We start from the raw sequence: 25,460 nt of genomic DNA on the forward strand, positions 1-25,460 counted from the left end.
GTCGCGGGGCGTTTCGCTGTGTGGAATCAGCTGGCCTGGCTGACGCTCGACATGTTGAAGTCGGGGACCAGCAGCGGCGGGGTCGCGGTCCGCGAGAAGTAGTCGCCCCACTCGCGCGAGAACGACGGAACCGTTGCCCCGGCGGTGCTGAACCGGGCGAGCAGGTCGACCGGGCTCTCGTTGAAGCGGAAGTTGTTCACGGCACCGGTCACCTCGCCGTTCTCGACCAGGTAGACGCCGTCGCGGGTCAGACCGGTGAGCAGCGACGTCTGCGGATCGACCATCCGGATGTACCACAGGCAGGTGAGCAGCAGGCCGTGCTCGACCCCGGCGACCAGGTCGTCCGTCGACCCGGATGCGCCGTCAACGGATAGCGCATAGTTGTCGACGCCAGGTGTCGCGGCCGGAGCACCGATCAGGTCGGCCGTGTGACGGCTGGTCATCAAGTGCTCGAGCTTGCCGCCGCGAATCCAGTCGGTGGCGGACAGAGTGAGGCCGTTGTCGAACACGCTGGACGCTCCGCCGGACGAGCGGGCCACCGCGAACGGGAAGGTCTCGAGCCCAGGCAGTTGCGGATCCGACAGCAGGTTGACCGGCTGCGACGAGAGTGCGTCGCCGATCCGCGTCCCGCCGGACGGTGTGGAGAAGACGCTGCGGCCCTCGAACGCCTCCCGTCCGTCGAGTTGCCAGAACAGGTACGTCATCAGGTCGGCGACCGCGGCCGGGGGCAGGATCGTCGGGTGCCGGCCGGCGTCGACCGACACGGTCCGCGACGCCCAGCCGAGCCGGCGGTTCAGCTCGGTGTCGAGCGCGAATGGGTCGATATCGGCGAAGTCGCGAGTGGCCGCGCCGACCCAGGCCGACTGGCTGAGGTCGCCGGACTTGCCCGTCTCCGAGACGAATCCGCGGGGCAGGGCCTGCCGCAACCGCAGCCCGGCGGACGAGCCGAGATAGAGGGTGGTGACCTCGTGGTCGGCGAAGCCGTAGAGCCAGCGGCTCTCCTTGGCGGCCCTCTTCAGCGTCTCGCCGAGCGCCGGGGCGAACTTCTCGTAGACGCTGACCGACGTCTCCTCCGGCTCCGCGGCCCAGTCCGCGCCGATGGAGCCGTCGATGAGCGGTCGGGCATCCTCCGCCGGGGTGGACGCACGGGCAGTGGCGACCGCCGCGGACACGAGGTCGCCGAGCGAGGCATCCGTGACCGACGACCGGCCGACGACGCCGGCCGCCGTACCCTCGCCGGCGCCGACCGTCGCGATCACGGTCACGCTGGAGCCGCGCATCGCGCCGTTGGTGGTCAGGGTGTTGTTGGCCCAGCGCAGGTTCGCGCTGGAGGTCTCGGCGACGATGACGACACAGCCGTCGGCGCCCTCGGCCGCGGCCAGGTCGAGTCCGCGCTCGATCGTGTCCTGCGGAGTGAGCTGAATGGCGGTCGTCACCGGCCGGCCTCCTGCGTGGTGTTGAGAATGCGGACGCTGCGGAACAGGGCGGACGGACATCCGTGGCTGACGGCGCCGCTCTGCCCGGGCTGAGCCTTGCCGCAGTTGAGCGCGCCGCCGAGAACGTACGTCTGCGGGCCGCCGACGGCCTCCATCGAGCCCCAGAAGTCGGTGGTCGTCGCCTGGTAGGCGACGTCGCGGAGCTGGCCGTCCAGCTTGCCGTCGGTGATCTTGTAGAACCGCTGACCGGTGAACTGGAAGTTGTACCGCTGCATGTCGATCGACCAGGACTTGTCACCGACGATGTAGATGCCGTTCTTCACCCGGCTGATCAGCTCCTCGGTCGAGGGACCGTCCGGGGCCGGCTGCAACGAGACGTTGGCCATCCGCTGGATGGGGATGTGCCCGGACGAGTCGGCGTACGCACAGCCGTTGGAGCGCGGCGTACCGAGCAGGTCCTCGTTGACCTTGGCCATCCGGCGGTCGACCTGGTAGCCGACCAGGGTGCCGTCCTTGACCAGGTCCCACTGCTGGCCGGCCACACCCTCGTCGTCGTACCCGACCGTGGACAGGCCGTGCTCGGCAGTGCGGTCGCCGGTGACGTGCATGACGGGTGAGCCGTACTTCAGCGTGTTCAGCTTGTCGGTGGTGGCGAAGCTGGTGCCGGCGTAGTTCGCCTCGTACCCGAGGGCGCGGTCCAGTTCGGTGGCGTGGCCGATCGACTCGTGGATGGTGAGCCACAGGTTGCTCGGGTCGATCACCAGATCGTAGCTGCCCGCCTCGACGGCCGGCGCGGTCATCTTCTCGGCCAGCCAGCCGGGGATCTGGGCGAGTTCCTCGTCCCAGTTCCAGCCGGTGCCGGTCAGGTACTCCCAGCCACGGCCGGCCGGCGGCACGCAACTCGACATCGAGTCGAACCGGCCGGTCTCGCTGTCCACCGCGTAGGCGGTGACGTCCGGGCCGATCCGGACCCGTTGCTGGGTGTACGACGTTCCCTCGGTGTTCGCGTAGAACTTGCACTCGTGGACCGAGGCGACGTGGACGCTGACGTGAGCGACGCCGTCGGCCTTCATCAGCCGGTCGCTGTAGTCGGTGAGCAGCGCGACCTTCTCGGCCCGCGGCACGCTGAACGGGTCGATCTCGTACGACGACACCCAGATGACGTCGTCGTACACGGGCTCGTCGGCGAGCTCGATCGGCTCGGCGTTGATCGGCCGGGCGACCTGGGCCATGTTGACGGCCTGCTCGGCGACCTGGACCGCCTCGTCGGTGGTCAGCGCGACGCCGGCGGCGAAGCCCCAGGTGCCGTCGTGGATGACGCGGACCGCGAGGCCGAGGTCCTCGTCGTCGCTGGCGCTCTCCAGCAGGCTGTCGCGTAACGCGATGGACTCGGAACGGATCCGCTCCAGCCGGAACTCGGCGAAGGTGGCGCCGAGGTCTCGGGCGCGCTGCAGCGCGGCCTCGGCGAGCTCATGACGGGGGAGGGCGAGGAAAGACGCATCGACTTCTGGCACGTTCCGACCTTATACACGGGAACCACGGAAGGTCCGGTGGTGTAGACCCACTGACACGAAACCGCCTCGCTCCGCTCGGCGGGTGGGGTGCAGGGACCTCGCTCCGCTCGGGGGGTGGGGTGCAGGGACCTCGCTCCGCTCGGGGGTGGGGTGCAGGAGCCTCGCTCCGCTCGGGGGGTGGGGTGCAGGGACCTCGCTCGGCTCGGGTGGGGTGGTGGTGTAGTCACAATGTCTGGGGACTGACTGGAGGCGTGATCAGCCAGGGCGATGAGGCGGAGATTCTGGCTCGGGTGCGTGGTGGTGAGTCGGCCGCGTACGGCGAGTTGGTGCTGCGGCATGCCCCGGTGGCCAAACGTACGGCGGTCTTCCTCGGCGCCGGTGCGGACGCGGACGACGTGGTCCAGGAGGCGTTCGTGAAGGCGTACCGGGCGCTTGGTGGGTTCCGGGAGGGATCGGCGTTCCGGCCGTGGCTGCTGCGCATCGTGGCGAACGAGACGCGCAACGTCGTCCGGTCCCGCAGCCGCCGGTCCCGCCGTGAGGAGCTGGCGGCGCCGCTGGACGTCGTACTGGATCCGGCCGAGCAGGCAGTCACCCTGGAGCGGCGGCAGGAGCTGCTGACTGCTGTCCGTGCACTGCCCGACAACATGCGGCAAGTGGTGACCTGTCGCTATCTGTTGGACCTGGACGAGCAGGAGACGGCAGTGGTGCTCGGTTGGCCGCGTGGCACGGTCAAGTCCCGCCTGCACCGCGCACTGGGCCGGCTACGGACCTCACTCCCCGACAAGGAGGTGCAGCGATGAACTTGGACGACGAGCTACGGATCCTCGGACGTTCTGCCGTCGTACCTCCGGTGGACGAGGGGCTGACGGCCGCAGTGCTGTCCCGGGTGGCCGGCGTACCTGTCCGGAGGCGGCTGCGGGACCGGTGGCGTGCGTTCGTGGCCGGGTTCCTCGTGCTGATCGCGGGTGCGGCGCTGACGCCGCCGGTGCGTGCGACAGTGGCGGAGTGGCTGAACATCGGGGGAGTGCAGGCCCGTCCGGTCGGCGCCGGCCCGACCAGTGCGCCACCAGCGCCGGGAGTCAACGGTCAGCTGTCGTTGGAGGAGGCGGAGCGGATTGCCGGGTTCAAGCCGGCCCTGCCGCAAACGCTGGGTGCTCCCAAGGGTGTCGAGGCATCAAAGGGCTTCGTGGCGACTGGCTGGGAGAGTGGGATCAGGCTGGAGCAGTTCCGGGCCGAGGTGTCGCCGCTGTACCTGAAGAAGTACTACGACAGCCTGGAGTACGTGCCGGACATCAACGGCTACTGGTTCAAGACCCCGCATGAGCTCGTCCTGGAGGACGAGCACGGCGTGGAGCAGCGTGTCCGCGTGGCCGGACCCACTCTGGTCTGGGTCAGCAACGGCGTGACGTTCCGGCTCGAAGGAGCGCCCGACAAGACCAGAGCGGTCGAGCTGGCTCGTGGAACCTCCTAGCGACCGGCGGTGTATCAGCGGTGAGTCCTCGTCTTTCCAGGGAGAGCCGCCATGGTCCGCCGTACGCTCGCACTGCTTGCCGCCGTGATCGCTGTCGCCGCTGTCGGAGCCACACCCGCGGATGCAGGCGGTCCGACCAGCGTCCTGCTCAGCGCCCCACCACGAGTGACGGCGGTCGGCTATGACGACCGTGCCTACGAAGAGCTCCAGCGACTGACGCAGGTCGCCGGATCGAAGTCGGCGGTCGGGGATGAGCGGCACGACGCTGGTGCGTTCGTCCGCGCCGCCTGGATGATCCACGACATGTCCGTCTGGCGGCTCGACATCATCTACCCGGACGTCGAGGGCGGCCCGTGGATCGCCACGACCGAGACGATCGACGGCAAGACGATGCCGGCCCAACCGACCTGGCACACCTCACCCGACCCAGCCGCGCTGCTGAGGCTGCTCGGCTCCCTCAAACTGCTGCCCAGCCAGCAAGAGCAACCAGGGTCGTACGGCGGCCCGACCAGCATGGACTGGAATCTCGAACCGGCCCCCGCCCCGGCGACCGAGCCCGTTCCGACCACCGCGCCAGCGGCGCCCCCACAAGCCCAGACCGCGTCGACGGGCGTCCTCACCGGCTGGCGCTGGATCATTCCCGGCGTCCTGATCGGCGCACTGGTCGCAGTACTCGCCATCCGCCTGCTCCCGAAGCGCCGCGACTGGCAACTCATCGACGCCGAGTAGAACTAGTCGACCGGAGTCCCAGCCAGCTCGAAGCCGCTGAACAGTCGCCCGCCGTACGGCTGCAGGATCCGGTCGACCTCCTCGACGAGACGGTCGTCCTCCGCCCGGATCCCATCCATCAGCGCAGTCGCGTGGTCGGTGCCGTGCGACTCGTCGTACGCGATCACCTCGCGCAGCAGGCCTTTGCCGGTGCCGGACCACTGACCGGCTCCGGTGAGGAGGAGGCGGGCGGCGTCCTGCCACAGCACCGAGCAGATGGCGGTGCGGATGTTGCCGGAGGCATCGGCCAGGTCGTCCAAAAGGTTGGTGACCATGTAGCGCAACAGGTCGAGCTCGTCAGCGCTCAGTGGGACCGGACCGGCCGCCACCTCGGCGAGGCAGGCTTTCTGCAACCGCGCACCCGAGCCATCGGTGTCGAGCAGTACGACGGACTCACCGACAAGCCGCGCCATGGTCGGCTGTCTGCGCTGCTGGTCCTTGCCGGAGAAGAACGCGATCGACTTCTCGGTGTGCACGAACAGCTCTACCGGCCAGCCGCCGTACTCGAGCGACTTCCGTAGTGGCGCGGGTGGTCCGTCGAGCAGCACGGTGATGTCCAGGTCGGACGTAGGGGACGCGTCACCACGCGCCACACTCCCACCCAGCCATGCCGCGCGGGCGTCCGGGAACTGCTCCACTACCAACTGCCGTGCCAGGTCGATCGGTTCCATCAGGACAGTTTCAGCCAGTGCAGCAGGTCACGGTACGCATTTTCCGGTTGGATGTGGCCACCGGTGTAGGGGACGGGCTGCGCGTTCGGGATCTCCGCGACGAGCAGATCGGCGTACCTGCGGGCGCGATCGTCACCGGAGCCGAACCAGATGCTCGTCGGCACGTGGACGTCGGTGAGGCGGAACCCCCAGTCGGCGGCGAACGCGATGTTGTCGTCGACCCAGCCGTCGTGGCTGGTGACGAACGTCGCCGTGAGCCGGGCCATCGCCTCCGGATCGTCCTTGGCAGGTGGCGCCGGCGGTGCGGGGGAGTGCGGGTCCGGCGGGAACTCCGGTCCGCCGGCTTCGATCCCGGCCATGATGCTCTGGGCAGCCTCCTCGATGGACGGCCGGATGTACTCCTCACCGCGGGCCGCCAGCCACGACGTGCGGTTCCGCCGCGGATCCTCCTCGTCGCCGTCCGGTTCAGGACCATCCACCAACGGTGGTGTGATCCCACCACTCACCGCGCAGCGCGTGACGCGGTCGGACAGCAGCGCAGCACACGCCAGCGCATGCGGTCCACCGCCCGATCCACCGGTGACTGCGAACCGCTCCCACCCGAGTACGTCGGCCAGCGCGGCCACGTCCTCCACCACATCGGCAACGGTCCGCCCCGGCTTGCGCGTCGATCCGCCGTACCCCGGCCGATCGGGGACGACCAGATGTACGCCGCACTCCGCGGCTGCCCGTACGACGTCTGGCCGCTTCCACCGCGTGCTCGGTGAGCCGCCCTGCGACATCACCGGCACCCCGTCGGTATCGCCGTACACGCTGTACCTGAGTACTCGCCCGCCGACCGTCAGTTCCCTGTCCACGTGCGGAGAGTAGCCGGTCGGGTGTCGCGCACAGACGTCGACCAGATCGAGTGGGATTCTCGGGATTCGGGATGGAACTGCGATGGTGGAAGACTTCGGCCTACCGTCTCCCGGCTGGGATTGTTCGACGTTGTCAGGAGTGCTTGTGAGTTCCTCGGTGGCCGCGGCCGTCTCGCCGACCCGGCAAGCCCTGCACCGCGCCCGGAAGGACCGGAGTGCCCGGCTCGGTGCGGTGCTGGTCGTGCTGCTGGTGCTGGTCGCGGCCGCGGCGCCGCTGCTGGTGAAGCTGTCCGGACAGGATCCGTACACCTACCACCTCGATCTGCTCGACCCGGCCCGCGGCAACGCGCCGAAGGGTGCGTTCGGCGGGGTGAGCAGCGAGCACTGGTTCGGCGTCGAACCACTGACCGGCCGGGACCTGTTCTCGAGGGTGGTGCTCGGTCTGCGGACCTCGCTGACGATCGCGATCGTGGTCACCCTCGTCACCTCCGTCGTCGGTACCTTGATCGGCATCAGCGCCGCCTACTTCGGCGGCTGGTACGACGCGGTCGCGTCCCGGGTGTTCGACTTCCTGTTCGGCTTCCCGCAGCTCGTCTTCATGATTGCCCTGGGCATCATCGTGCCCGCGGGCTTCCCGCGCTGGCTGCTGCTGATCCTGGTGCTCAGCGTGTTCGGCTGGGCCAGCCTGGCCCGGCTGATCCGCAACCAGGCGCGGTCCCTGGTCGCCCGCGAGTTCGTCGAGGCGGCCCGCAGCGTCGGCTCGTCCGGCTGGCACGTGATCACCCGCGAACTCCTGCCGAACCTGCTCGGCCCGGTCCTCGTGATCGCGACCCTGGCCATCCCCGGCTACATCGGGGCCGAGGCGGCGCTGTCGTTCCTGGGCGTCGGCGTACCGCCGCCGACACCCAGCCTCGGCCGCTCCATCTCCGACTCGATCGCCTGGGTCTACACCGGCGCGGATCCCTGGTTCCTGTTCTTCCCCGGCGTCGCGCTGTTCGTGGCGGTGCTCGGCTTCACGCTGCTCGGCGACGGCGTCCGCGACGCGTTCGACGTCCGGTTGCGGAGGACGAGCTGAGATGCCCGACCTCGTCTGGTTCGTCATCCGCCGCCTGTGCGGGGCCGCGCTGGTGATGCTGGCGCTGAGCCTCGCCGTCTACCTGGTCTTCTACGCGATCCCGGCCGATCCGGCCCATCTCGCCTGTGGCAAGCCCTGTACGCCGGACCGCCTCGAGCAGGCCCGGCACTTCATGCAGCTGGATCAGAGCGTCATCCAGCAGTACCTGAGCTTCCTCAAGGGCATCTTCGCCGGCCGCACCTTCGGCGATGGTGCGGCGGCGGTGCACTGCAACGCACCGTGCTTCGGCTACTCGTTCCCGCTGGCCCGCCCGGTGACCACGCTGATCTTCGACCGGCTCCCGATCACTGCGTCGATCGCGATCGGCGCGGCCATCCTCTGGCTGCTGTTCGGGGTGTCGCTCGGCGTGGTCGCCGCGCTCAACCGGGGACATCTGCTCGACCGGTTGTCCGTCGGGGTCGCGCTGGTCGGAGTGTCGACGCCGGCGTTCCTGCTCGGACTGCTGGCGATCCTGGTGTTCGGGTTCTGGCTGAACATGGTCCCGGTGAACGGCTACGTCCCGCTCACCGAGAGCCCCGTCGACTGGGCCTGGCACCTGATCACGCCGTGGCTCGTGCTCGCGGTCGTGCAGGCGGCGGCGTACATCCGCCTGACCCGTTCGCAGATGCTCGAGGAGCTGAACCTCGACTACGTCACCACGGCCCGGGCCAAGGGCGCCGGCGAGGCTCGCGTGGTCGTCACCCACGGGCTGCGCGGCGTACTGGTGCCGATCATCACGCTCTTCGGCCTGGACCTCGGTGCTCTGCTCGGTGGCGCGATCCTGACCGAGAAGGTGTTCAGCATGCAGGGGCTGGGCGACCTCCTGATCAGCGCGGTCGCCCAGCTGGACGTGGCCGTGGTCGTCGGCGTGACGCTGTTCTCGGCCTTCCTGATCATCCTGGCGAATCTGGTGGTGGACATAGTGCACGGTGTGCTCGACCCGAGGGTGAGCCATGACTGAGCCGGTACTGGAAGTGCACGACCTGCACGTCACGTTCACGACCGAGGGCGGTCTCGTGCCGGCCGTCGACGGTATCGACTTCTCGGTCGCGCCCGGCGAAACGCTCGCGATCGTCGGTGAGTCCGGGTCCGGCAAGAGCGTCAGCTCCGCCGCCGTGATGGGTCTGCTGCCGCCGAACGCCGCCACCACCGGTGAGGTGCTGCTGGACGGCCGGGAACTGATCGGCCTCCCGAACGACGAGCTGCGCAAGATCCGCGGCAACGACATCGCTCTGGTGTTCCAGGACGCGCTGTCCGCGCTGAACCCGTACTACAGCGTCGGCTGGCAGGTCGCCGAGGCGTACCGGCTGCACCACGACGTGTCGAAGAAGGCGGCCCACCGGCGAGCGGTCGAGATGCTGGACAAGGTCGGCATCCCGGACGCGGCGCGGCGGGCGGACAGTTACCCGCACGAGTTCTCCGGGGGAATGCGGCAGCGGGTCGTCATTGCTATGGCTCTGGTGAACGACCCGAGGGTGCTGATCGCGGACGAGCCGACGACCGCACTCGACGTGACCGTGCAGGCACAGATCATGCGCCTTCTGGACGATGTCCAGGAGGAGTTCGGTACTGCGCTCGTCCTGATCTCGCACGACCTCGGGGTGGTCGCGGAGGTCGCCGACGACGTTCTGGTCATGTACGCCGGTCGCGCGGCCGAGCGGGGCACGGTCCGCGATCTGTTCTACCGGGCGGCGCACCCGTACAGCCTGGGTCTCCTCGGCGCGATGCCGCGGGTCGACGTACCCCCGAAGCCGCGGTTGACCACGATCCCCGGCACTCCGCCGTCGCCCGGCTCGATCAAGACCGGGTGTCCGTTCCAGCCGCGGTGCGCGTACACGCACCTGGTCGGAGAACGCTGCATCACCGAGCGCCCCGAGCTCACGCCCCGGCCCGGCGAGGGCGATCACGAGGCCGCCTGCCACCTTGGGCGTCGCCCGGAGGTGCTCGCGTGAGCGAAGAGCTGCTGCACCTCAAGAACGTCAAGAAGTACTTCGGTCTCCGCGGCGTGCCGTGGCGCGAGGCCCAGGCGGTCAAGGCCGTCGACGGCGTGAACTTCGTCGTCCGCAAGGGTGAGACGGTCGGGCTGGTCGGCGAGTCCGGCTCCGGCAAGTCCACGCTGGCCCGAGTGGCGACCCGGCTCCTGGACCCGACCCAGGGCAGTGTCGAGATCGGCGGCGCGGACGTCACCAGGCTCCGCGGCCGCAGGCTCCGGCCGGTCCGCCGCAAGATCCAGATGGTGTTCCAGGACCCGCAGGCGTCACTGAACCCGCGGCAGTCGGTCGGCACCATCCTGAGTACGCCGTTCCGCGCCCAGGGGATCCGGCCGACCAGAGCCCAGCTCGTCGATCTGCTGCACCAGGTCGGGCTGTCCGAGGAGCACCTCGAGCGCTACCCGCACGAGTTCTCCGGCGGTCAGCGGCAGCGGATCGGGATCGCGCGGGCGCTGTCGGTGAAGCCCGATCTGCTGGTCTGCGACGAGCCGGTGTCCGCCCTCGACGTGTCGGTGCAGGCCCAGGTACTGAACCTGCTCGCCGACCTTCGCGACGAGCTCGGTCTGTCCTACGTGCTCGTCGCCCACGACCTGGCCGTCGTACGGCAGGTAGCGAGCCGGCTCGCGGTGATGTACCTCGGCACGATCGTCGAGGAAGGTCCGGCCGACCAGGTGTACTCGGCGCCGGCCCACCCCTACACGAAGGCCTTGCTGTCCGCGGTCCCGGTGCCCGAACCGGGTGTCGAGCGAGACCGGATCGTGCTGACCGGCGACGTCCCGACGCCGATCGCGCCCCCGTCGGGCTGCCCGTTCCGGACCCGTTGCTACAAGGTCCAGGACGTGTGCGCCACCGTACGGCCGGTGCTCGAACCCGTCCAGGGGAGCACCGAACACCGGGCCGCCTGCTACTTCCCTGAGCCCCCCACCTCCTGAGAGGACACGATGAAACACCTAACCCGAGCGGTCGCGGTTGCGGCCGCGTTGGCGCTGGCGGCGGCCGCCTGCAACGCCAACGACAAGTCCACCCCCAGTGGTGGCAGCACCGCGGCCGCTGAGCCGGGCGGCACCTGGCACGTGCTCACCACGAGCAAGGAGGTCAACCTCGACCCGGCCAAGAGCCAGAACCTGGGGATCAGCACGATCCACCTGGTGCTGCGCGGCCTGACCTCGTGGAAGACCGAGGAGGGCAAGGCGGCGCAACTGGTTCCCGACCTGGCCACCGACACCGGTCAGGTCTCCGACGGCGGCAAGACCTGGACCTACAAGCTGAAGCCGGGCCTGAAGTACGCCGACGGGTCGCCGATCGTTGCCGCCGACATCAAGTACGGCATCGAGCGGTCGTTCGCGCCGGAGCTGTCCGGTGGCCTCGGCTACCACAAGTCGCTGCTGGTCGGCGGGGACAAGTACACCGGCCCGTACAAGGGTGGCGACCTGGCCTCGGTCCAGACGCCGGACGACACCACGCTCGTCTTCAAGCTGAACAAGCCGTTCGGCGACTGGCCCTGGATCGTCAGCATGCCGGCCTTCTCGCCGGTGCCGAAGAAGGCCGACACCGATCCGGCGCACTACGGTGAGAAGCCGGTCGCCAGCGGCCCGTACCAGGTGAAGTCGTACGCCCCGGGCTCCAAGCTCGAGCTGGAGCGCAACCCGGGCTGGGACAAGTCGACCGACCAGGCCCGCACCGGCCTGCCGGACTCCATCGAGTTCGAGATGGGCCTGCAGCCCGACGTGGTGAACCAGCGCCTGATCGCCGACGCCGGCGACGACAAGTTCGCGGCCACCACCGGCACCTCGGTTCCGGCCGCGCTGATCCCGACGGTGACCGGCAACCCGGCCGTCAAGGCGCGCGTCGCCACGTCGCCGTCGGGCGCCCTGCAGTACCTGGCGATGAACACCAAGCGCCCCGCGCTCTCGAACCCCGAGGTCCGCAAGGCGATCCAGTTCGCCGTCGACAAGCAGGCCGTCCAGGTCGCCGAGGGCGGACCGGAGTACGGCGGCGAGCTCGCCACCACCCTGATCACCCCAGGCATCGACGGCTTCAACAAGTTCGACCTGTTCCCGGCGCCGCCGCAGGGCGACCCGGAGAAGGCCAAGCAGATGCTCGCGGCCGCGGGCGTCAGCAACCTCACCCTGACGATGGTCGCCGACAACACCACCGCGACCGGCCTCCCGGTGGCGCAGGCGATCCAGCAGGGCCTGAAGCGGGCCGGGATCACGGTCAAGATCACGCCGCTCGACACCGAGCCGCTGACCGACCTGATCACCGGGAACAAGCCGGACTTCGACCTGACCGTGGGCAGCTGGCTGCCGGACTTCCCGAGCGCGCTCGGCAACATCCAGCCGCTGTTCGCGTCGTCGGAGATCGGCAACGGCGGGTACAACATCTCCCGCTACTCCAACCCGGCGGTCGACTCCGCGATCGCGGCAGCGACGGCCGAGTCGGACCTGGGCAAGGCCGCCGGAATGTGGGGCGCGGTGGACAAGCAGATCATGCAGGACTCGCCGGTCGTGCCGCTGATCTACGCGCGCAACGCGTTCCTGCACGGGTCGAAGGTGCAGAACTTCTATCTGTCCGCCTACCCGCCGTACCCGAACCAGCTGATCGTGGGTCTGAGCAAGTAGCGCCTCAGGTCCGTCCTTCGGACTCCTGAGCGTCGAAGAGGGTCGGCTGGGTCTCGGCATCGAGACCCCAGTCGGCCCTCATCACCGTGTAGCCGGCCTTCTCCGCGGCCGCGCACACCTTGACGTCGTCGTCGACCAGGACGGCGACCGGGCGCTCCTCGGCCAGTCGTTTGAGCCGGCCGAGCTTCATCAGCACCGACGGCCGGCGGTCGGTGTTGCCACGCATGTAGACCTTGCCGTCGGGGAATCCGTTGTCCTTGAGCCACTTCAGCGTGTCCCGCCGCAGCCGCTCGGGCCGGCCGGTCAGGTAGACGATCTCGTGGTCGGCCGCGAGCGTTGTGGCGACCGCGAGTCCCTCGTCCAGGACCGCGTCCTCCTTGGCGTGCGCGAAGAACGAGTCCCAGTCCTTCGGCCGCTTCGCCAGGAACTGGATCCGCTCGCTGGTGTCGGACAGCGTCGCGTCGATGTCGAGTACGGCGTACGGCCGTGGATCGTCAGGCACGTCGTCCAGCTTCCCAGGTACGCCGGTCGACGGCGTACTCGACCTCGCCGAACTCGGTTCCGGGCAGCGGGTCGTCGAAGTGCTCGTGGTAGACGCGGACGAACCGTAGACCGGACCGGCGCATGACTGCCCGGGACCGGTGGTTGACGGCCATCGTGTCGGCGACGACGCGGTCCATCCCGAGCTCCCCGAACGCCTTGTCGATCAGCGCTTTCGTCCCTTCGGTCGCGTACCCCTTGCCCCACGCCGTCCGGTTCAGCCGATAGCCCACGCCCACCACCTCCGGTTCCTTCGTCGGCTGCATCCCGAACCATCCGACGAATGCACCGTCCGCCTTCTGGTACGCCGCGAACGTGCCGAGCTCCCGATGCTCCGCATAGACGGCCAGGATCGCCGGCAGTACGACGGTCTCGATCTCCTCCCGCGACGTCACCTGCCCGGTCAGGAACCGCATCACCTCGAGATCGGAGTCCAGCCCGACCAGCAGCTCCACGTCATCGGCGCTGAACCGCCGCATCACCAGCCGCCCGGTCTCCAGGTACACAATCACGCCCCGACTCTCCCACCCCGCCTTGAGCACCCGCCAACCACTTTGGCGCCTGATCGACGGTAGATCGGTGCTCAAGGCGGGGATCAGGCGTCCGGAGTGTGGGCGGTGTGGGGGTTGGGGTGTGTTGGGTTGCGCGGTTGTCGGCGGGGCAGGTTAGCGTTCTCACCGCAATGGACGACTCGATCACGTTTCTGCACAGCTCGGACTGGCAGCTGGGGATGATGCGCCGGTTCCTGGGGCCGGACGGTCAAGCCCGGTGGGGGCAGGCCCGGCTGGACGCTGTCGCGCGGATCGGCGAGGTCGCCGCGGCCACCGGTTCCGCGTTCGTGGTCGTCACCGGCGATGTGTTCGAGCACAACCAGGTCGAGCGGCAGACCATCTTGCGTGCTTGTGAAGCACTCAAGCGGATCCCGGTCCCGGTCGTCCTCCTGCCGGGCAACCACGACGCGCTCGAGCCCGGCTCGCTGTGGACGTCGGCCCAGTGGCAGGCCCACCAGCCCGAGCACGTGACCGTCCTGACCGGCACCGAGCCGCTGGAGATCGTGCCAGGCGTCGAGATCGTCGGTGCGCCCTGGCGTTCGCGCCGGCCGTTGTCCGATCCGGCCGCGCCCGGGTACGCCGACCTGACCCCGGTCGAGCCCGGTACGACGAGGATCCTGCTGGCGCACGGCCAACTGACCAGTCTCTCCGGCGGCATGTCCGACGTACCGACCATCGACCAGGCCGCACTCGAAGCCGCGGTCGCGGACGGACGACTGCAGTACGTCGGCCTCGGAGACCGGCATTCGACCACCCGCGTGACTGATCGCATCTGGTTCTCCGGGACGCAGGAGGTCACCTCGCCCGAGGAGGACGCCCCGGGCAACGTGCTCAAGGTGACCGTCGGCGGCGGCGAGATCGAGGTCGAGCCGGTGCGCGTCGGTGGCTGGCACATGGTCGACCATCGCGTCGAGCTGTTCGACGAGGAGTCGCTCACGGCCCTCGAGGACTGGTTCGCGGAGCTGCCGGACAAGGAACGGACGTACGTCCGGCTCGCCGGCGACGGTTCGCTGACGCTGCCGCTACTCAGCCGGCTGGACGCGATGATCGATGCGCAGGGCGAGGTGTTCGCGAGCGTCGAGCGCTGGGCCAAGTTCTGGACCGTGCGGCCGGCGCCGGACTCGGCGGATCTGGACGCGTTGCAGCTGAGCGGTCCGGCGCGGGCCGCGATGGAGGAGTTGCGCCAGGCCCTGGCCGGTGGCGACGAGGGCGCGGGCGTGGCGCTGTCGTTGATGCACAGATTGGCGCGGGACGCGGGATGAGGCTCCTCAGCCTGGCGCTGCGGGACTTCCGTGGCGTCCGGGACCGCATTGTCCGGTTCCCTGCGCTCGGCACCACGGTGGTGGTCGGGGACAACGAGGTCGGCAAGTCCAGTCTGGTCGAGGCGTTCGGACTGGTCTTCGACCTGCCAGACGACTCCAGGTCGACCCGGATCCGCGACATCCAGCCGGTCGGCCAGGACGTCGGCCCGGAGGTGACGGTCGAGCTGACGCTCGGCAACCGCGAGCTGAGCTACACCAAACGCTGGCTGAAGAACCGCTCGACGGAGCTGACCGTGGTCGAGTCCGACGGCCGCCGCCGGTCGTGGACCGGCCGGGAAGCCCACAACGAGGCCGAGCGGCTCTTCCACCAGCATGTCGACCCGGTGCTGTGGCAGACGCTCATGGTCAGCCAGGGGCAGTCGTTGGTGCTGCCAACGCCGGCCGACGCGGAGCCGTTGATCACCGCGGTGACCGCGGAGTCGGGGACACCGGTCGACGGTGCGTCGATGCCGCTGGTGACCGCGGTCGAGCACGAGTACCTCCGCTACTGGACCCGCGGCGGACGGCCGACCGGTGAGTTCGCCCGGTCCGAGAAGGCCATGGCCGCGGCCGAGCTGACCGCGGCCCAGGCGCTGAAGGCGATGGAGGAGGTCCAGCAGGACATCCGCCGTGCCGAGCGGCTGACCCTCGATCTGCAGGACGTGACGGGCCGGCTCACCGACCACCTCACCTCGGTCGAGGAACTGCGCGAACGCAAGAAGGCCACCGACGAGATCCTGCTCCGGCGCGATTCGGTCCGGGCCCGCGCCGAGACCGCGCGGGCCCGGCTCGAGAACCACACCCGGACGAGGGTCGAACGCGAGCGGCTGCTCGACGAGGCCGAACGGTTCGCCAAGACCGATGCCGAGCTGGCCGAACGTCGTACCGATGCCGAGACGGTCGCCAGGACAGCGGTCGAGTCCGTGCATGCGGTCGAGGCGGCGCTGGCCGAGGTGGTCGAGCTCAAGGACGCCCGGCGTACCGATGTCCAGGAGGCCGAGCGGCAGGTCTCCGAGCTGATGGACCGCGCCGAGCTGGACCGGCTGCTGGGTCAGCAGACGGAGTTGGTCGACGTCCGCGCCCGCATCGCCGCGGCCGGGACGGTCCTGGACCGGATCAAGGTCGACGACGCGCTCGTCGCCGCGCTGGAATCCGCGCGCGCTGAGGTGGTCGAGGCTCGCGCGGCGCTGGCGGCCGGCGTCCCCGAGGTGTCGGTACGGCGCCTTGGCGCGGAGCCGGTCGAATTGTCGGGGACCGGGCTGGACGGCGGCGCTCATCAGGTGCCGTCTGAGCTGGGCTTCGACGAGTCGGCCCAGGTTCTGGTCTCTGGTGAGCTGGTCGTCGGCGTACCGGGGCACGTCGAGGTGACCGTGCGCGCCGGGGGTGAGGCGGCGACGCTGCGGTCGCGTGTTGACGAGGCCGTCCGGCGGGAGAAAGACCTGCTGAAGAAGGCTGGCGTGAAGGACGTCGCGGCTGCTCGGGAGTTGCTGCGGAAGGCCGACACGGCGACAGCCGAGCTGCACGAGGCTCGCCGGACCGAGCGGTCGCTGACGACCGGTGGTGATCCGGGGGAGCGGATCGCGGTGCTGACCGCGCGGCTCGGTGTCGGTGCGGACGACGACGCGGAGGCCGAGGAGAGCGGCGGCAAGCAGCCCGCGGTCGAGGGCGTGCCCGGGCAGATGTCACTGTTCGAGGAGTTCGCGTCACCCCACGACACGCTCGACTTCGAGGACTTCGAGGTGCCGGTCAGCGCGCCGGATGATCTGGCTGGTGCACAGCGTGCGCTGGACGAGGCGCGCGACGCATTGGCTGAGGTCGAGCGGTTGCTCGGCGACGCGGAGTTCGCGGCGGCACAGGCGCGCAAGGCCGCGGACGAGGACCGGTCGGAGGCGCAGCAGGCTCGGGCCCGGTCGGAGCTCGCGGGGGAGCGGCTCGCGGCCGCGGTCGAGGCGTTGGAGGCCGCCCGGGCTGTTCTCGACGATGACGCTGTTGCTGCGGCTGAGGCCGAGGCGACTGGTGAGGTCGAGGCGGTGCTCGAGGAGCTGACCGCCGTACAGGAGCAGGCGGATGCGGCTGGAGCCGATCAGCTCGCGGGTGAGTTGACCGACGCGTTGGCTGTCGCGGCGCGGATGCAGAGCGAGCGGGACACGCTGCGCGACGCGCTGCGGACGACCGAGGGCCGGCTGGAGCAGGCGGGCCGCGACGGGCTGGCGACCCGGCGCGACCTGGCCGAGCTGGAGCTGGCCGGCGTACGGGCCGAGCACGACAGTCTGCAGCGCCGGGCCGAGGCGGCTCGCCGGGTCCACGAGACGCTGAGCCGTCACCGGGCCGAGGCGCAGACGAAGTACTCCGAACCACTGCAGAGCCGGATCGAGTCGCTCGGACGGAGTGTCTACGGGCCGTCGTTCCGGGTCTGGCTGGACGACGACCTGGCCGTCGCGGAGCGCGAGCTGGACGGCGCTCGGCTGCCGGTCGAGGCGTTGTCGACGGGCGCGCAGGAGCAGCTGGCGATCATCACCCGGCTCGCGATCAGCCACCTGGTCAGCACCGGCGAGAGCAGTGTGCCCGTCATCTTCGACGACGCCCTCGGCTGGTCCGACAAGGCCCGCCTCCGCGACATGGGCGCCCTCCTCGGCCGCGCCGGCGACCACGGCCAGATCATCATCCTCACCTGCATGCCCGACCGCTACGAATACGTCCCCAAAGCAACCTTCATCAAGCTGGACGCCTGACCCTGTCAGGCGCTTGAACGGGTAGCGGTCACCGGTCCACGGGTGGAGACTGTCGCCGTGGGGGATGTCCGGTCACGGCCTGTTCATCGGCTCGCCGGGCGGGGCGCCGAGCGTGATCTCCTGACCCGGGCGCTGGCGGGTTCGGCGCAGCGACAACCCTTGGCGGTGGTCGTCCACGGGGAAGCCGGGGTCGGCAAGACCCGTCTGGTGCAGGAAGTCTGCGATGACCCGGACCTTCTGGTGCTGTGGGGCTCCTGTGTTCATTTCGGCGGGGCGTCGGTCCCATACGCGCCGATCATCGGCGTACTGCAGGACTGGCTGGCGCAGGCCGATGCGGCAGAGCAAGCCAGGGTCCTGGCGGGTGCCGGCGAACTGAGCTCTCTGCTGCCCGCTCTCGGAGGATCGCAGAGCCTTCCGACGGCACGACTGATTCCGCTGATCGATCTGGTCCTCAACCGGATCGCGGACCGCCATCGCACCGTCGTGGTCGTCGACGATCTGCACTGGGCGGACCTGGCCTCGCTGGACGTGCTCGCGTATCTGATCACTGGCTTCCGTGCGCAGCAGCTGACGGTGTTCGGGACCTCTCGCGACGAGGACCGTGGCGAGGGACATCCGCTGCACAGTTGGCTGGCGGACATGCGCCGAATGCCGTCGTTCGACGAACTCCACCTCGAACGGCTCGACGTGGACAGCACCGGACTGCAGCTGGAGTACCTCCTCGGGCAGCTCCCTGACATCGACGTCGTCAACCAGGTGCAGGCGAGGTCGGACGGCAACCCATACCTCACCGAGCTTCTGGTCGAGGATCTGTCCGGTGCCGAGTCTGCCCTGTCGGCCACCGTCCCGGACGCACTCCGCGACGGACTGCTCGCCGCGTGGCACCGCCTTTCGCCGCAGGCACGCCAGTTGGTTCGCGTGCTCGCCGTCGCGGGCCGCCCGACCTCTCTCCCGATCCTGACGGCGGTCGCCGCAGCGCACGGGGTCGAGGTGCTTGGGCTGCCTGGCTGCATCACCGAAGCGCAGGATCGCGGCGTCCTACGGACCGGTCATGGTGCGCCGTGGTTCCGCCATCCGCTGCTCGCCGAGGTGCTGTACGACGGACTGCCGCTCGGCGAAGCCGAACTCATCCACGCCACCTATCTAGAGGTGCTGGAGTCGCAGTCGGATCCGGTGGAAGCGGTCGCCGCGGATCTGGCCGTCCACAGTCAGCGAGCCGGACGCATCGATGCCACGTACAAGTGGTCGCAGGTGGCGGCCGAGCACGCGGCGATGCTGCGGGCCCCGGCAGAACAGGCCATCCAGCTCGAGCGGATGTGTGACCTCTGGGAGCAGGTCTCCCCGGATCTCCGCGGCACTGCTGCCTACCGTACGGCGCTGTACGTCCGGGCGAGCGCGGTCTGCCAGAGGGTCGGACGGATCGACAAGGCCGTCGACCTGCTCAGCCAAGCTCTCGAGGCGATCGACCGCGGGCGGGAACCGCTCCTGGCTGCGGGCATCCTCGTCGATCGCGGCGCTCTGCGCTGGCACCGGACCGAACCGATCGAGGCCGTCCTGGCGGACCTCCACGAGGCCCTCGACCTCACGATCCGCTCCCCAGGCAGCGCCGAGCGGGCCAAGGCGCTGGGAACTCTTGCCTGGGCGGAGAACTGGCAGGGTCTGCCGGTCGCAGCTGCTCATGCGGAGGAGGCCGTCCGGATCGCCCGGGGCTGCGGCTCAGACGGGGTGCTCGCGTCGACTCTCGCCCATCGCTGCGTCGCGCTCTCCAGCAGTTCACCCGAACGCGCGCTGGCCGACGCGCGGGAAGCCGAACAGCTGGCCCGCTCCAGTGACGCGATGCTCGAGTGGATGGTGGCGGTTGCTTGGCAGGCATTCACGTTGCGAAGCCTCGGGCGCCGTGCTGAAGCAACGGACGTGGCGCTGCGCGGCTACACCGATCTCGTGGCACCTGGCCGGGACCTGTTCGGGTACATGCTCGCGTCCATCGGAGCCGAGGGGCTGCTGGAGTCGGGACGGTGGCAGGAATGCCGGGTGGTGTTGCGGTCCGCACTGGCCGCCCGGTGCCCGAAGATCCCCGGTGCCGGGATCAGGCTGGTTGCGGCGTCACTTGCGGTGCGCTGCGGGCGGCCGGGGGAAGGCAGGCAGCATCTCGATCGGGCCTTGGAGTTGGTCGCCGAGAACTTCCCCGGGACCCGGTGGGAGCTGGCCGCCGCCGGCGCCGCAGTACTGATCGCCGAAGGCAAGCCGCAGGAAGCCGTCGACTGGGTGCGCGCCAGGCTGACCCAGCCGGGTATCGCTCACATCGAGCAGGATGACGACCTCCTGGTGGACTACGCCAACGCGGCCGCCGAGCTCGCGCAGGCTGCGCGCGACGCGAGCGACCCGGCAGGTGCCGCGCGGGCCGTCGCCGGCCTCGACGACGTCCTCGACACATGGCCGTGGGAGCCGTTCAGCTGGGGTCATGCCGATTCGATCGCCTGGTCGAAGAGTCGCGCGCTGCTCCAGGCCGAGGCCGCGCGCTGCCGCGACGACGACGATCAGCCGGATCGCTGGCAGCACGCGGCCGACGCCTGCGGCACCGCGGGAGCGCCCTGGCATCAGGCGGTGGCATGGTGGCGGTGTGCCGAGGCAGCGATCGCAGCCGGTCTGCCTCCGGTCGGTGTTGGTGATCTGCTGCGGAAGGCCCATCACTGTGCACTCGAGCTGGGCGCCGAGCCTCTCCGGACGGAGGTCGAGTCACTGGCCCGGCGGTCGCGGATCAGCCTTCGTGAGCCCGTGCAGCTCGCCGTACCCGAGGAGCCGGGGACGCCGTTGTCGGCCTTGACATCGCGGGAGCGTGAGGTCCTGGCCTTCGTGGTCGCAGGTCGATCGAACGGCGAGATCGCGAAGCAGCTGTTCATCACCGACAAGACGGTGAGTGCCCATGTCTCGAACATCCTGCGCAAGACCGGGACCGCCAGCCGGCTGGAGGCCGCGGCGCTTGCAGTCCGTGTCGACGGTCCTGGTGCATGAGGCACCAGGACCGTCTGTTCAGTGGGCTGCGAGTGGGTGGTGGCGGCGGTACAGCCAGACGCCGGTCATGGTGATGGCTGCTCCGCCGAGGACTCCTGCTCCTGTCTGCAGGGCTTCGGTGACGGTGTCGTCCACCTGGACCTCCACCCGCACTTGTTCGGGCGGAGCGGTCTGTACGACGGCCGCCCGGTGGTGGCGCTGGTCCGGATCGATCGGTCGCGCCGATGCCTCGGCCGAGCCGGCCACGATCGCCGCGAAGGCGAGCACCGGCAGGGCGAGGATGGTGTAGCGGTGTTGCATGGCTTCCTCTCCAGGCGATGAGTGTCACCGCCTGGTTCCACCCTCCGGCGCCGGGCTGGGCCGCACATTGGGCATGCCCCCTTAGATCCGGGCCTCGACCCCTCAGGCCCTTCAGCGCAGGATGCGCTCCGGGGCGCTGTAGGCCACGCAGCGGGTGCCGCGGGTGAAGCCGGCGAGGGTGATGTTGGAGCGGCGGGCGAGGTCGACGGCGAGGCTGGAGGGGGCGCCTACGGCGACGATCATGCCGATGCCTGCTGCCACTGCTTTCTGGATGATTTCGTAGCCGGCGCGGCCGCTGACGACGAGGACGAGGCCCTTCCGGCTGTGGTGGTTGAGGACGGTCCAGCCGACGACCTTGTCGACGGCGTTGTGGCGGCCGACGTCTTCCTTGACCACGATCTTGCGGCCGTCGGTGGTGTACAGGCCGGCCGCGTGCAGCCCGCCGGTGCGGCTGAAGGTCGGTTGGGCTTCCCGGAGCAGGTCGGGCAGGCGTCGTACGACGTCCAGCGGGGCCTCCACGGGGTCGACCGGGTCGTAGTCCCGTTCGGCCAGTTCGTCGAGGCTCTGCTGGCCGCAGACGCCGCAGGCCGCCGAGGTGACGCCGTACCGCTGGGGTGGTTCGCGGTCCGGCGGGCCGTCGAACGTGACCGTGACGGTGTTGAACTGCTGCTCGGGGGTCAGCTTCACATCGGTGCAGTAGGCAACGGTCCGGATCGCGTCCGGGCGGACCGCGAAGCCCTCGCCGAGGCAGAACCCGGCGGCCAGTTCGAAGTCCGAGCCCGGCGTGCGCATCGTCACGACGAGCGGCTCGGCGGGACGGCCGGGCCACTCCAGCCGCAGCTCGAGCGGCTCCTCGGTGGTGACGACGTCCTCACGCCGCGACGTCCGGTCGCCGTCCAGCACCTCGACCTTGAACCTGGTGGTCGGACCTTTGTTCATACCTCCACGGTAGGCCGCGCCTCACCACCCGCGCCGTGCGGCCAGCCAGTCGAGGAAGGTCCAGGCGTAGTACCGCTGGTGCTCCCGCAGCGCCGGTGTACAGCCGGGCGGTGGCGGCAGGTCGATGTTCTTCATCATGTACGCCGCGACCGCCGCGATGTAGGAGTCGAGATGGTCACCCGGTACGTCGGCCGTCAGCGGGCTCCGGTGGACCGCGGTGAGGGTGTCGATGCCGTGGTGCTGCGCACCCGGGAGCAGGCCGATCCAGTCCATCCAGCGAGGTCCGAGCGCAAGCCAGTTCCAGTCCACGATCCAGCAGAGGCCGTCGCGGTCGATCAGCAGGTTGTCGGGTCGCAGGTCGCTGTGAGTCGCCGTGTTCCCGGCGAACGCTTCCGGCGCGAGCCGAATCAGGTCGACCAGCTCAGGCAGGATTCTTGGCGCCCAGGGCTGGAGACCGGCAGGCATCGGCAGTTCGCCCGCGATGATCCGGTCCGGCGTCCGCAGCGGTGCGCCCTCCTCGAGATCACTCAGGAAACTCTTCAGTCCGTCGAGCGGGCTGGGATCCATCGCGTCCGAGATCGTCTCGCAGGTCGCAGTCACCACGTCGAAGTCCGCCGCGGACCACGGCACGCCAGGCATCCGCGCATCGACCCACTCCGACACGACGGCGAACCACTTGCTGTCCCCTTCGGCCGAGTGCGCGGTGGTGACGATCGCCGGGACCCTGATCGCCACCGGCAACCGCGGCACGACCTCGGCCTCGCGTTGGTAGGCGCGGTAGGAGTGCATCGTGTCGGCGGATGCCTTGACGAAGACGCGGCGCCCGTCAGCCAGCCGGAGCGGCGCGGCGAAGCCGCCGGTGAAGCCCGAGCCGACGGAGCGTCCCGCCTCGGCAATCTCGCTGCCCAGGGCAACGGTCACGGCCTCGCGGAGGGAGTCCGGGAGCGTGTTCCAATCCGGTCGCAGCGAGGTTGCGGTGTAGTCGACATCGGGTGCTCCGCTCATGCCCCAAGACCATAGAGTGCGCGGCGACCCGTCGCCTGTGGTTTAGCGTGCCGCCTGTGAGTGGATCCTTGGCCTTGCATGTGCCGGACCTGGTCGGCATCTTCGTGTTCGGGATCACCGGCGCGCTGGTCGGCGTACGCAAGAAGCTGGACGTGTTCGGCATCCTGGTGCTTGCGATGGTCACCGGGCTGGGCGGCGGCTTCCTCCGGGACGTGCTGATCGGCGACACCCCACCGGCCGCGCTGCAGGACTGGCGCTATCTGGTCGTCCCGGTCTTCGCGGGGTTGATCACGTTCTTCCTGCATCCCGGCATCGGGCGGGTCGAGCGGCTGGTGAACATCTTCGACGCCGCCGGCCTCGCGTTGTTCTGTGTGACCGGTGCGCAGAAGGCGATCGAGCACGGTCTGTCGCCACTGTCGGCCGCGCTGCTCGGCATGATCTCCGGGATCGGCGGCGGCGTGATCCGGGACCTGCTCAGTGGCCGCGTTCCCGTCGTACTGCGGTCGGAGATCTACGCCACCCCGGCGTTCCTCGGCGCCGGCATCGTCGTCGTCGCGGCCGCCCTCGACTACGACGCTACGTGGGTGCCGATCGTCGCCGCGGTGGCCTGCTTCGGGATCCGGTTGCTCGCCATCCGCCGCGGCTGGAACGCGCCGCTACCCCGCAATCCGTGACGGCGGCGTCCATCCGTTGACGACGGCGAGCAGCTCCAGGTAGCGGTCCCACTGCGGACCTGCCTCGGTACGACGTAGCGCGATCAGCCGGTCACGAAACTCCGGATCGTGCCGCAGCGGGGCGTCCGTCGCGATCGCCCGGTAGCCCGAGGCCAGCCGTCGTACCGCTGCCCGGAAGTCGTCGTCCTGGACGAGCGCGGCAAGCTCCAGCCAAGCCTCGACCTGCCCCACGTCGGCGTCGTCGGGGAGCACCGGCGTCAGGTTCTGCCGGATCGCCGCGAAGTCCTGGTCGTCGCCGAGAGTCGAGGTCAGGAAGTCGGCGATCAGGGCACGCCGTTCCTCCTCCGACTGGGCAGTCAGTTCATGCATGAGTTCAAGCTCCTCCGGAGTCGAGTGACGATGCGCGGCCACCGACAGCACCGCGTGCTGGAGCCGCAGTGTGCGGATCTGGAGCGCGACGGCCGCGGCATGCGCGGTGAGTACGTCGGCCAGCGTCCGCTCGCGCTCCAGCACCGCCCGCACCGTCGGCAGATCGATGCCAAGTGACCGCAGCGTCCGGATGAGGTCGAGCCGCGCCACAGCGTCCGCGTCGTACCGGCGGTGACCGGCAGCGGTCCGGTGCGACCTCAGCAAACCCAACTCGGAGTAGTGGCGCACGGCCTTCACCGTCACGCCACCCAGTCGGGCTAGCCCACCGATCGAGTGCTCCATACCCACACCTTCACACCTCCCGTTACGGGAGGTGCAAGCCTAGTTGTGGGCGAAGCGGGTCTTGGGGCGCGCGAAGGTGGTGGCGAGGGCAGCAACCAGGGCGCAGGTGATGCCGATGGCGAAGGGGACCCAGTAGGCGGTGGAGGGGCCCCAGACGTCTACTGCGTGGCCGGAGGCGGCGTTGCCCGGAGCTACGCCGAGGAGGATGCCGGTGACGGTCCAGGTGATCGCCTCGGTGAGGCGCTGGGGCGGGACCCACTCCTCGACGCAAGCCGTGAGGGCGACCATCGTGGGCGCGATGGTGAAGCCGCAGAAGAACAGCACCACACCGACGAGCAGCACACTGTCGACCCAGGGGAGCGGCGCCAGGCTGACGGCGAGCAGGACCGCGCCGAACAGCAGCCGCCGCTCGACCGGAGCGCGCCAGTGGACCGAGCCGTACCAGAGACCGGCCAGCAGGCTGCCGAACGCCCACACGGCCAGTACGACGCCGGACAGTTCGGCCTGACCCTTCTCGGTGGTGAACGCGATCGTGACCACCTCGACGCCACCGAGAGTCGCGCCCAGTCCGAGACCGATCAGGCTGAGCAGCATCAGCGAGAGCCAGGGGAGTGGCGCCTGCTCAGCACCGTCGGCCTTGCCGCGGCCGGGCGGGTCGGAGGCACGCAGCGACGCCAGCCAGATGCCGCCGGCCAGTCCCAGTACTCCGGCCGCGGCCAGAGCGGCGTACGGACTGACCTGGGTGGCGAGCATGGTGACCAGCACGGGGCCGACGATGAAGACGACCTCGTCGCCGACCGCCTCCAGCGCGAACGCGGTCTGCAGCGCTCGTCCCCGGCCGAGCAGGTGGGTCCACCGCGCGCGGACGAACGACCCGACCTGCGGACGGGTGCCACCGGCAACGAACGACAGCAGGTAGAGCACCCAGGTAGCCGCGTCGGCACGGACCGCGACCAGCAGAGCCGCCAGCCCGATCGTGCACAGCACGGAGCCGACGATCAGCAGCGTCCGCTGCCCGAAGCGGTCGACCAGCCGGCCCTGGATCGGACCGGTCAGCGCACCGGCGATGACCGCGACGCCGGACACCGCCCCGGCCAGGCCGTACGAGCCGCTCTCCTGCGCGATCAGGATGACGATGCCCAGCCCGATCATCGAGATCGGCATACGCCCGAGGATCCCGGCGGTGAAGAACGCACTGGCACCGGGACGGCGCATGAGATGGACATAAGGCTTGAGCATGAGAGACCGGCAA

The 25,460-nt window shown here is 69.7% G+C and carries 23 protein-coding genes; 12 read left to right on the forward strand and 11 right to left on the reverse strand.

The window, feature by feature from the left end:
- Window positions 1-26: 26 nt before the first annotated feature.
- Together ACGFH6_RS16450 and ACGFH6_RS16455 are read right to left on the reverse strand one after the other, a co-directional pair.
- Entirely contained in the window at window positions 27-1,436 is a 1,410-nt protein-coding gene (locus tag ACGFH6_RS16450) for a metallopeptidase TldD-related protein (protein ID WP_393384431.1), read from the reverse strand.
- Window positions 1,433-2,950: a TldD/PmbA family protein gene (locus tag ACGFH6_RS16455; RefSeq protein WP_393384433.1), complete on the reverse strand. Its 1,518-nt coding sequence runs from the start codon at window positions 2,948-2,950 to the stop codon at window positions 1,433-1,435. The genes ACGFH6_RS16450 and ACGFH6_RS16455 overlap by 4 nt, the downstream gene beginning before the upstream one ends.
- 251 nt (window positions 2,951-3,201) lie before the next feature.
- Between ACGFH6_RS16455 and ACGFH6_RS16460 the strand changes: the two genes are divergently transcribed.
- The 3 genes from ACGFH6_RS16460 to ACGFH6_RS16470 are packed head-to-tail and all read left to right on the forward strand — an operon-like array spanning window position 3,202 to window position 5,150.
- On the forward strand, window positions 3,202-3,750 hold the full coding sequence (locus ACGFH6_RS16460; RefSeq protein WP_393384435.1) for an RNA polymerase sigma factor: 549 nt from the start codon (window positions 3,202-3,204) through the stop codon (window positions 3,748-3,750).
- Window positions 3,747-4,421: a hypothetical protein gene (locus ACGFH6_RS16465; protein WP_393384437.1), complete on the forward strand. Its 675-nt coding sequence runs from the start codon at window positions 3,747-3,749 to the stop codon at window positions 4,419-4,421. The genes ACGFH6_RS16460 and ACGFH6_RS16465 overlap by 4 nt, the downstream gene beginning before the upstream one ends.
- A gap of 51 nt (window positions 4,422-4,472) precedes the next feature.
- Window positions 4,473-5,150, forward strand: coding sequence for a hypothetical protein (locus ACGFH6_RS16470; RefSeq protein ID WP_393384438.1), 678 nt, complete (start codon window positions 4,473-4,475; stop codon window positions 5,148-5,150).
- 2 nt (window positions 5,151-5,152) lie between these two features.
- Here ACGFH6_RS16470 and ACGFH6_RS16475 read toward each other — a convergent pair whose 3' ends face one another.
- Both ACGFH6_RS16475 and ACGFH6_RS16480 read right to left on the reverse strand, forming a co-directional pair.
- Complete coding sequence (locus ACGFH6_RS16475; protein WP_393384439.1) at window positions 5,153-5,860, reverse strand: nucleotidyltransferase domain-containing protein; 708 nt, start codon at window positions 5,858-5,860, stop codon at window positions 5,153-5,155.
- The gene (locus tag ACGFH6_RS16480) at window positions 5,860-6,717 is read right to left on the reverse strand and encodes an alpha/beta fold hydrolase (RefSeq protein WP_393384440.1); all 858 of its coding nucleotides are present in this window, start codon (window positions 6,715-6,717) and stop codon (window positions 5,860-5,862) included. The genes ACGFH6_RS16475 and ACGFH6_RS16480 overlap by 1 nt, the downstream gene beginning before the upstream one ends.
- A gap of 145 nt (window positions 6,718-6,862) precedes the next feature.
- On the opposite strand from ACGFH6_RS16480, the gene ACGFH6_RS16485 reads away from it, so the two are divergent.
- Genes ACGFH6_RS16485 through ACGFH6_RS16505 form a run of 5 tightly spaced genes read left to right on the forward strand, consistent with a single transcriptional unit; the run spans window position 6,863 to window position 12,443 of the window.
- Window positions 6,863-7,792, forward strand: a complete 930-nt coding sequence (locus ACGFH6_RS16485; RefSeq protein ID WP_393384441.1) for an ABC transporter permease — start codon at window positions 6,863-6,865, stop codon at window positions 7,790-7,792.
- Between the two features lies 1 nt (window position 7,793).
- Window positions 7,794-8,792, forward strand: coding sequence for an ABC transporter permease (locus ACGFH6_RS16490; protein WP_393384443.1), 999 nt, complete (start codon window positions 7,794-7,796; stop codon window positions 8,790-8,792).
- On the forward strand, window positions 8,785-9,783 hold the full coding sequence (locus tag ACGFH6_RS16495) for an ABC transporter ATP-binding protein (protein WP_393384445.1): 999 nt from the start codon (window positions 8,785-8,787) through the stop codon (window positions 9,781-9,783). The genes ACGFH6_RS16490 and ACGFH6_RS16495 overlap by 8 nt, the downstream gene beginning before the upstream one ends.
- Window positions 9,780-10,754: an ABC transporter ATP-binding protein gene (locus tag ACGFH6_RS16500; RefSeq protein WP_393384447.1), complete on the forward strand. Its 975-nt coding sequence runs from the start codon at window positions 9,780-9,782 to the stop codon at window positions 10,752-10,754. Before ACGFH6_RS16495 ends, ACGFH6_RS16500 begins: the two co-directional genes overlap by 4 nt.
- A gap of 9 nt (window positions 10,755-10,763) precedes the next feature.
- Complete coding sequence (locus tag ACGFH6_RS16505; protein WP_393384449.1) at window positions 10,764-12,443, forward strand: ABC transporter substrate-binding protein; 1,680 nt, start codon at window positions 10,764-10,766, stop codon at window positions 12,441-12,443.
- A 4-nt stretch (window positions 12,444-12,447) separates the two neighbouring features.
- Here the strand turns inward: ACGFH6_RS16505 and ACGFH6_RS16510 are convergent, their stop codons facing one another.
- A complete protein-coding gene (locus ACGFH6_RS16510; protein WP_393384451.1) occupies window positions 12,448-12,945 on the reverse strand; it encodes an HAD family acid phosphatase in 498 nt (165 codons plus the stop codon).
- Window positions 12,938-13,495, reverse strand: a complete 558-nt coding sequence (locus ACGFH6_RS16515) for a GNAT family N-acetyltransferase (protein WP_393384453.1) — start codon at window positions 13,493-13,495, stop codon at window positions 12,938-12,940. Before ACGFH6_RS16515 ends, ACGFH6_RS16510 begins: the two co-directional genes overlap by 8 nt.
- Before the next feature lie 170 nt (window positions 13,496-13,665).
- Here ACGFH6_RS16515 and ACGFH6_RS16520 point away from each other — a divergent pair, with 170 nt between their 5' ends.
- The 3 genes from ACGFH6_RS16520 to ACGFH6_RS16530 are packed head-to-tail and all read left to right on the forward strand — an operon-like array spanning window position 13,666 to window position 20,579.
- The gene (locus tag ACGFH6_RS16520; protein WP_393384455.1) at window positions 13,666-14,796 is read left to right on the forward strand and encodes an exonuclease SbcCD subunit D; all 1,131 of its coding nucleotides are present in this window, start codon (window positions 13,666-13,668) and stop codon (window positions 14,794-14,796) included.
- Window positions 14,793-17,567, forward strand: a complete 2,775-nt coding sequence (locus ACGFH6_RS16525; protein ID WP_393384456.1) for an AAA family ATPase — start codon at window positions 14,793-14,795, stop codon at window positions 17,565-17,567. The genes ACGFH6_RS16520 and ACGFH6_RS16525 overlap by 4 nt, the downstream gene beginning before the upstream one ends.
- A 57-nt stretch (window positions 17,568-17,624) precedes the next feature.
- Entirely contained in the window at window positions 17,625-20,579 is a 2,955-nt protein-coding gene (locus tag ACGFH6_RS16530) for an AAA family ATPase (RefSeq protein WP_393384458.1), read from the forward strand.
- An 18-nt stretch (window positions 20,580-20,597) separates the two neighbouring features.
- Here ACGFH6_RS16530 and ACGFH6_RS16535 read toward each other — a convergent pair whose 3' ends face one another.
- From ACGFH6_RS16535 to ACGFH6_RS16545, 3 genes are all read right to left on the reverse strand, one after another.
- The gene (locus ACGFH6_RS16535) at window positions 20,598-20,879 is read right to left on the reverse strand and encodes a hypothetical protein (protein ID WP_393384459.1); all 282 of its coding nucleotides are present in this window, start codon (window positions 20,877-20,879) and stop codon (window positions 20,598-20,600) included.
- A 111-nt stretch (window positions 20,880-20,990) separates the two neighbouring features.
- On the reverse strand, window positions 20,991-21,818 hold the full coding sequence (gene fdhD, locus ACGFH6_RS16540; RefSeq protein WP_393384460.1) for a formate dehydrogenase accessory sulfurtransferase FdhD: 828 nt from the start codon (window positions 21,816-21,818) through the stop codon (window positions 20,991-20,993).
- A gap of 21 nt (window positions 21,819-21,839) precedes the next feature.
- The gene (locus ACGFH6_RS16545; RefSeq protein WP_393384461.1) at window positions 21,840-22,823 is read right to left on the reverse strand and encodes a phosphotransferase family protein; all 984 of its coding nucleotides are present in this window, start codon (window positions 22,821-22,823) and stop codon (window positions 21,840-21,842) included.
- Window positions 22,824-22,879: 56 nt separating this feature from the next.
- On the opposite strand from ACGFH6_RS16545, the gene ACGFH6_RS16550 reads away from it, so the two are divergent.
- Window positions 22,880-23,497: a trimeric intracellular cation channel family protein gene (locus ACGFH6_RS16550; RefSeq protein WP_393384463.1), complete on the forward strand. Its 618-nt coding sequence runs from the start codon at window positions 22,880-22,882 to the stop codon at window positions 23,495-23,497.
- Here ACGFH6_RS16550 and ACGFH6_RS16555 read toward each other — a convergent pair.
- Window positions 23,480-24,208 carry a MerR family transcriptional regulator gene (locus tag ACGFH6_RS16555; RefSeq protein ID WP_393384464.1) on the reverse strand — a complete coding sequence of 243 codons (729 nt, stop codon included), beginning with the start codon at window positions 24,206-24,208 and terminating at the stop codon, window positions 23,480-23,482. The two genes, ACGFH6_RS16550 and ACGFH6_RS16555, sit on opposite strands and share 18 nt — an antisense overlap.
- Before the next feature lie 39 nt (window positions 24,209-24,247).
- A complete protein-coding gene (locus tag ACGFH6_RS16560; RefSeq protein WP_393384465.1) occupies window positions 24,248-25,447 on the reverse strand; it encodes an MFS transporter in 1,200 nt (399 codons plus the stop codon).
- Window positions 25,448-25,460: the final 13 nt, after the last annotated feature.

Origin of the sequence: Kribbella sp. NPDC049227 (assembly GCF_043197265.1) — a bacterium.
In the GTDB taxonomy this organism is placed as follows: Bacteria; Actinomycetota; Actinomycetes; order Propionibacteriales; family Kribbellaceae; genus Kribbella.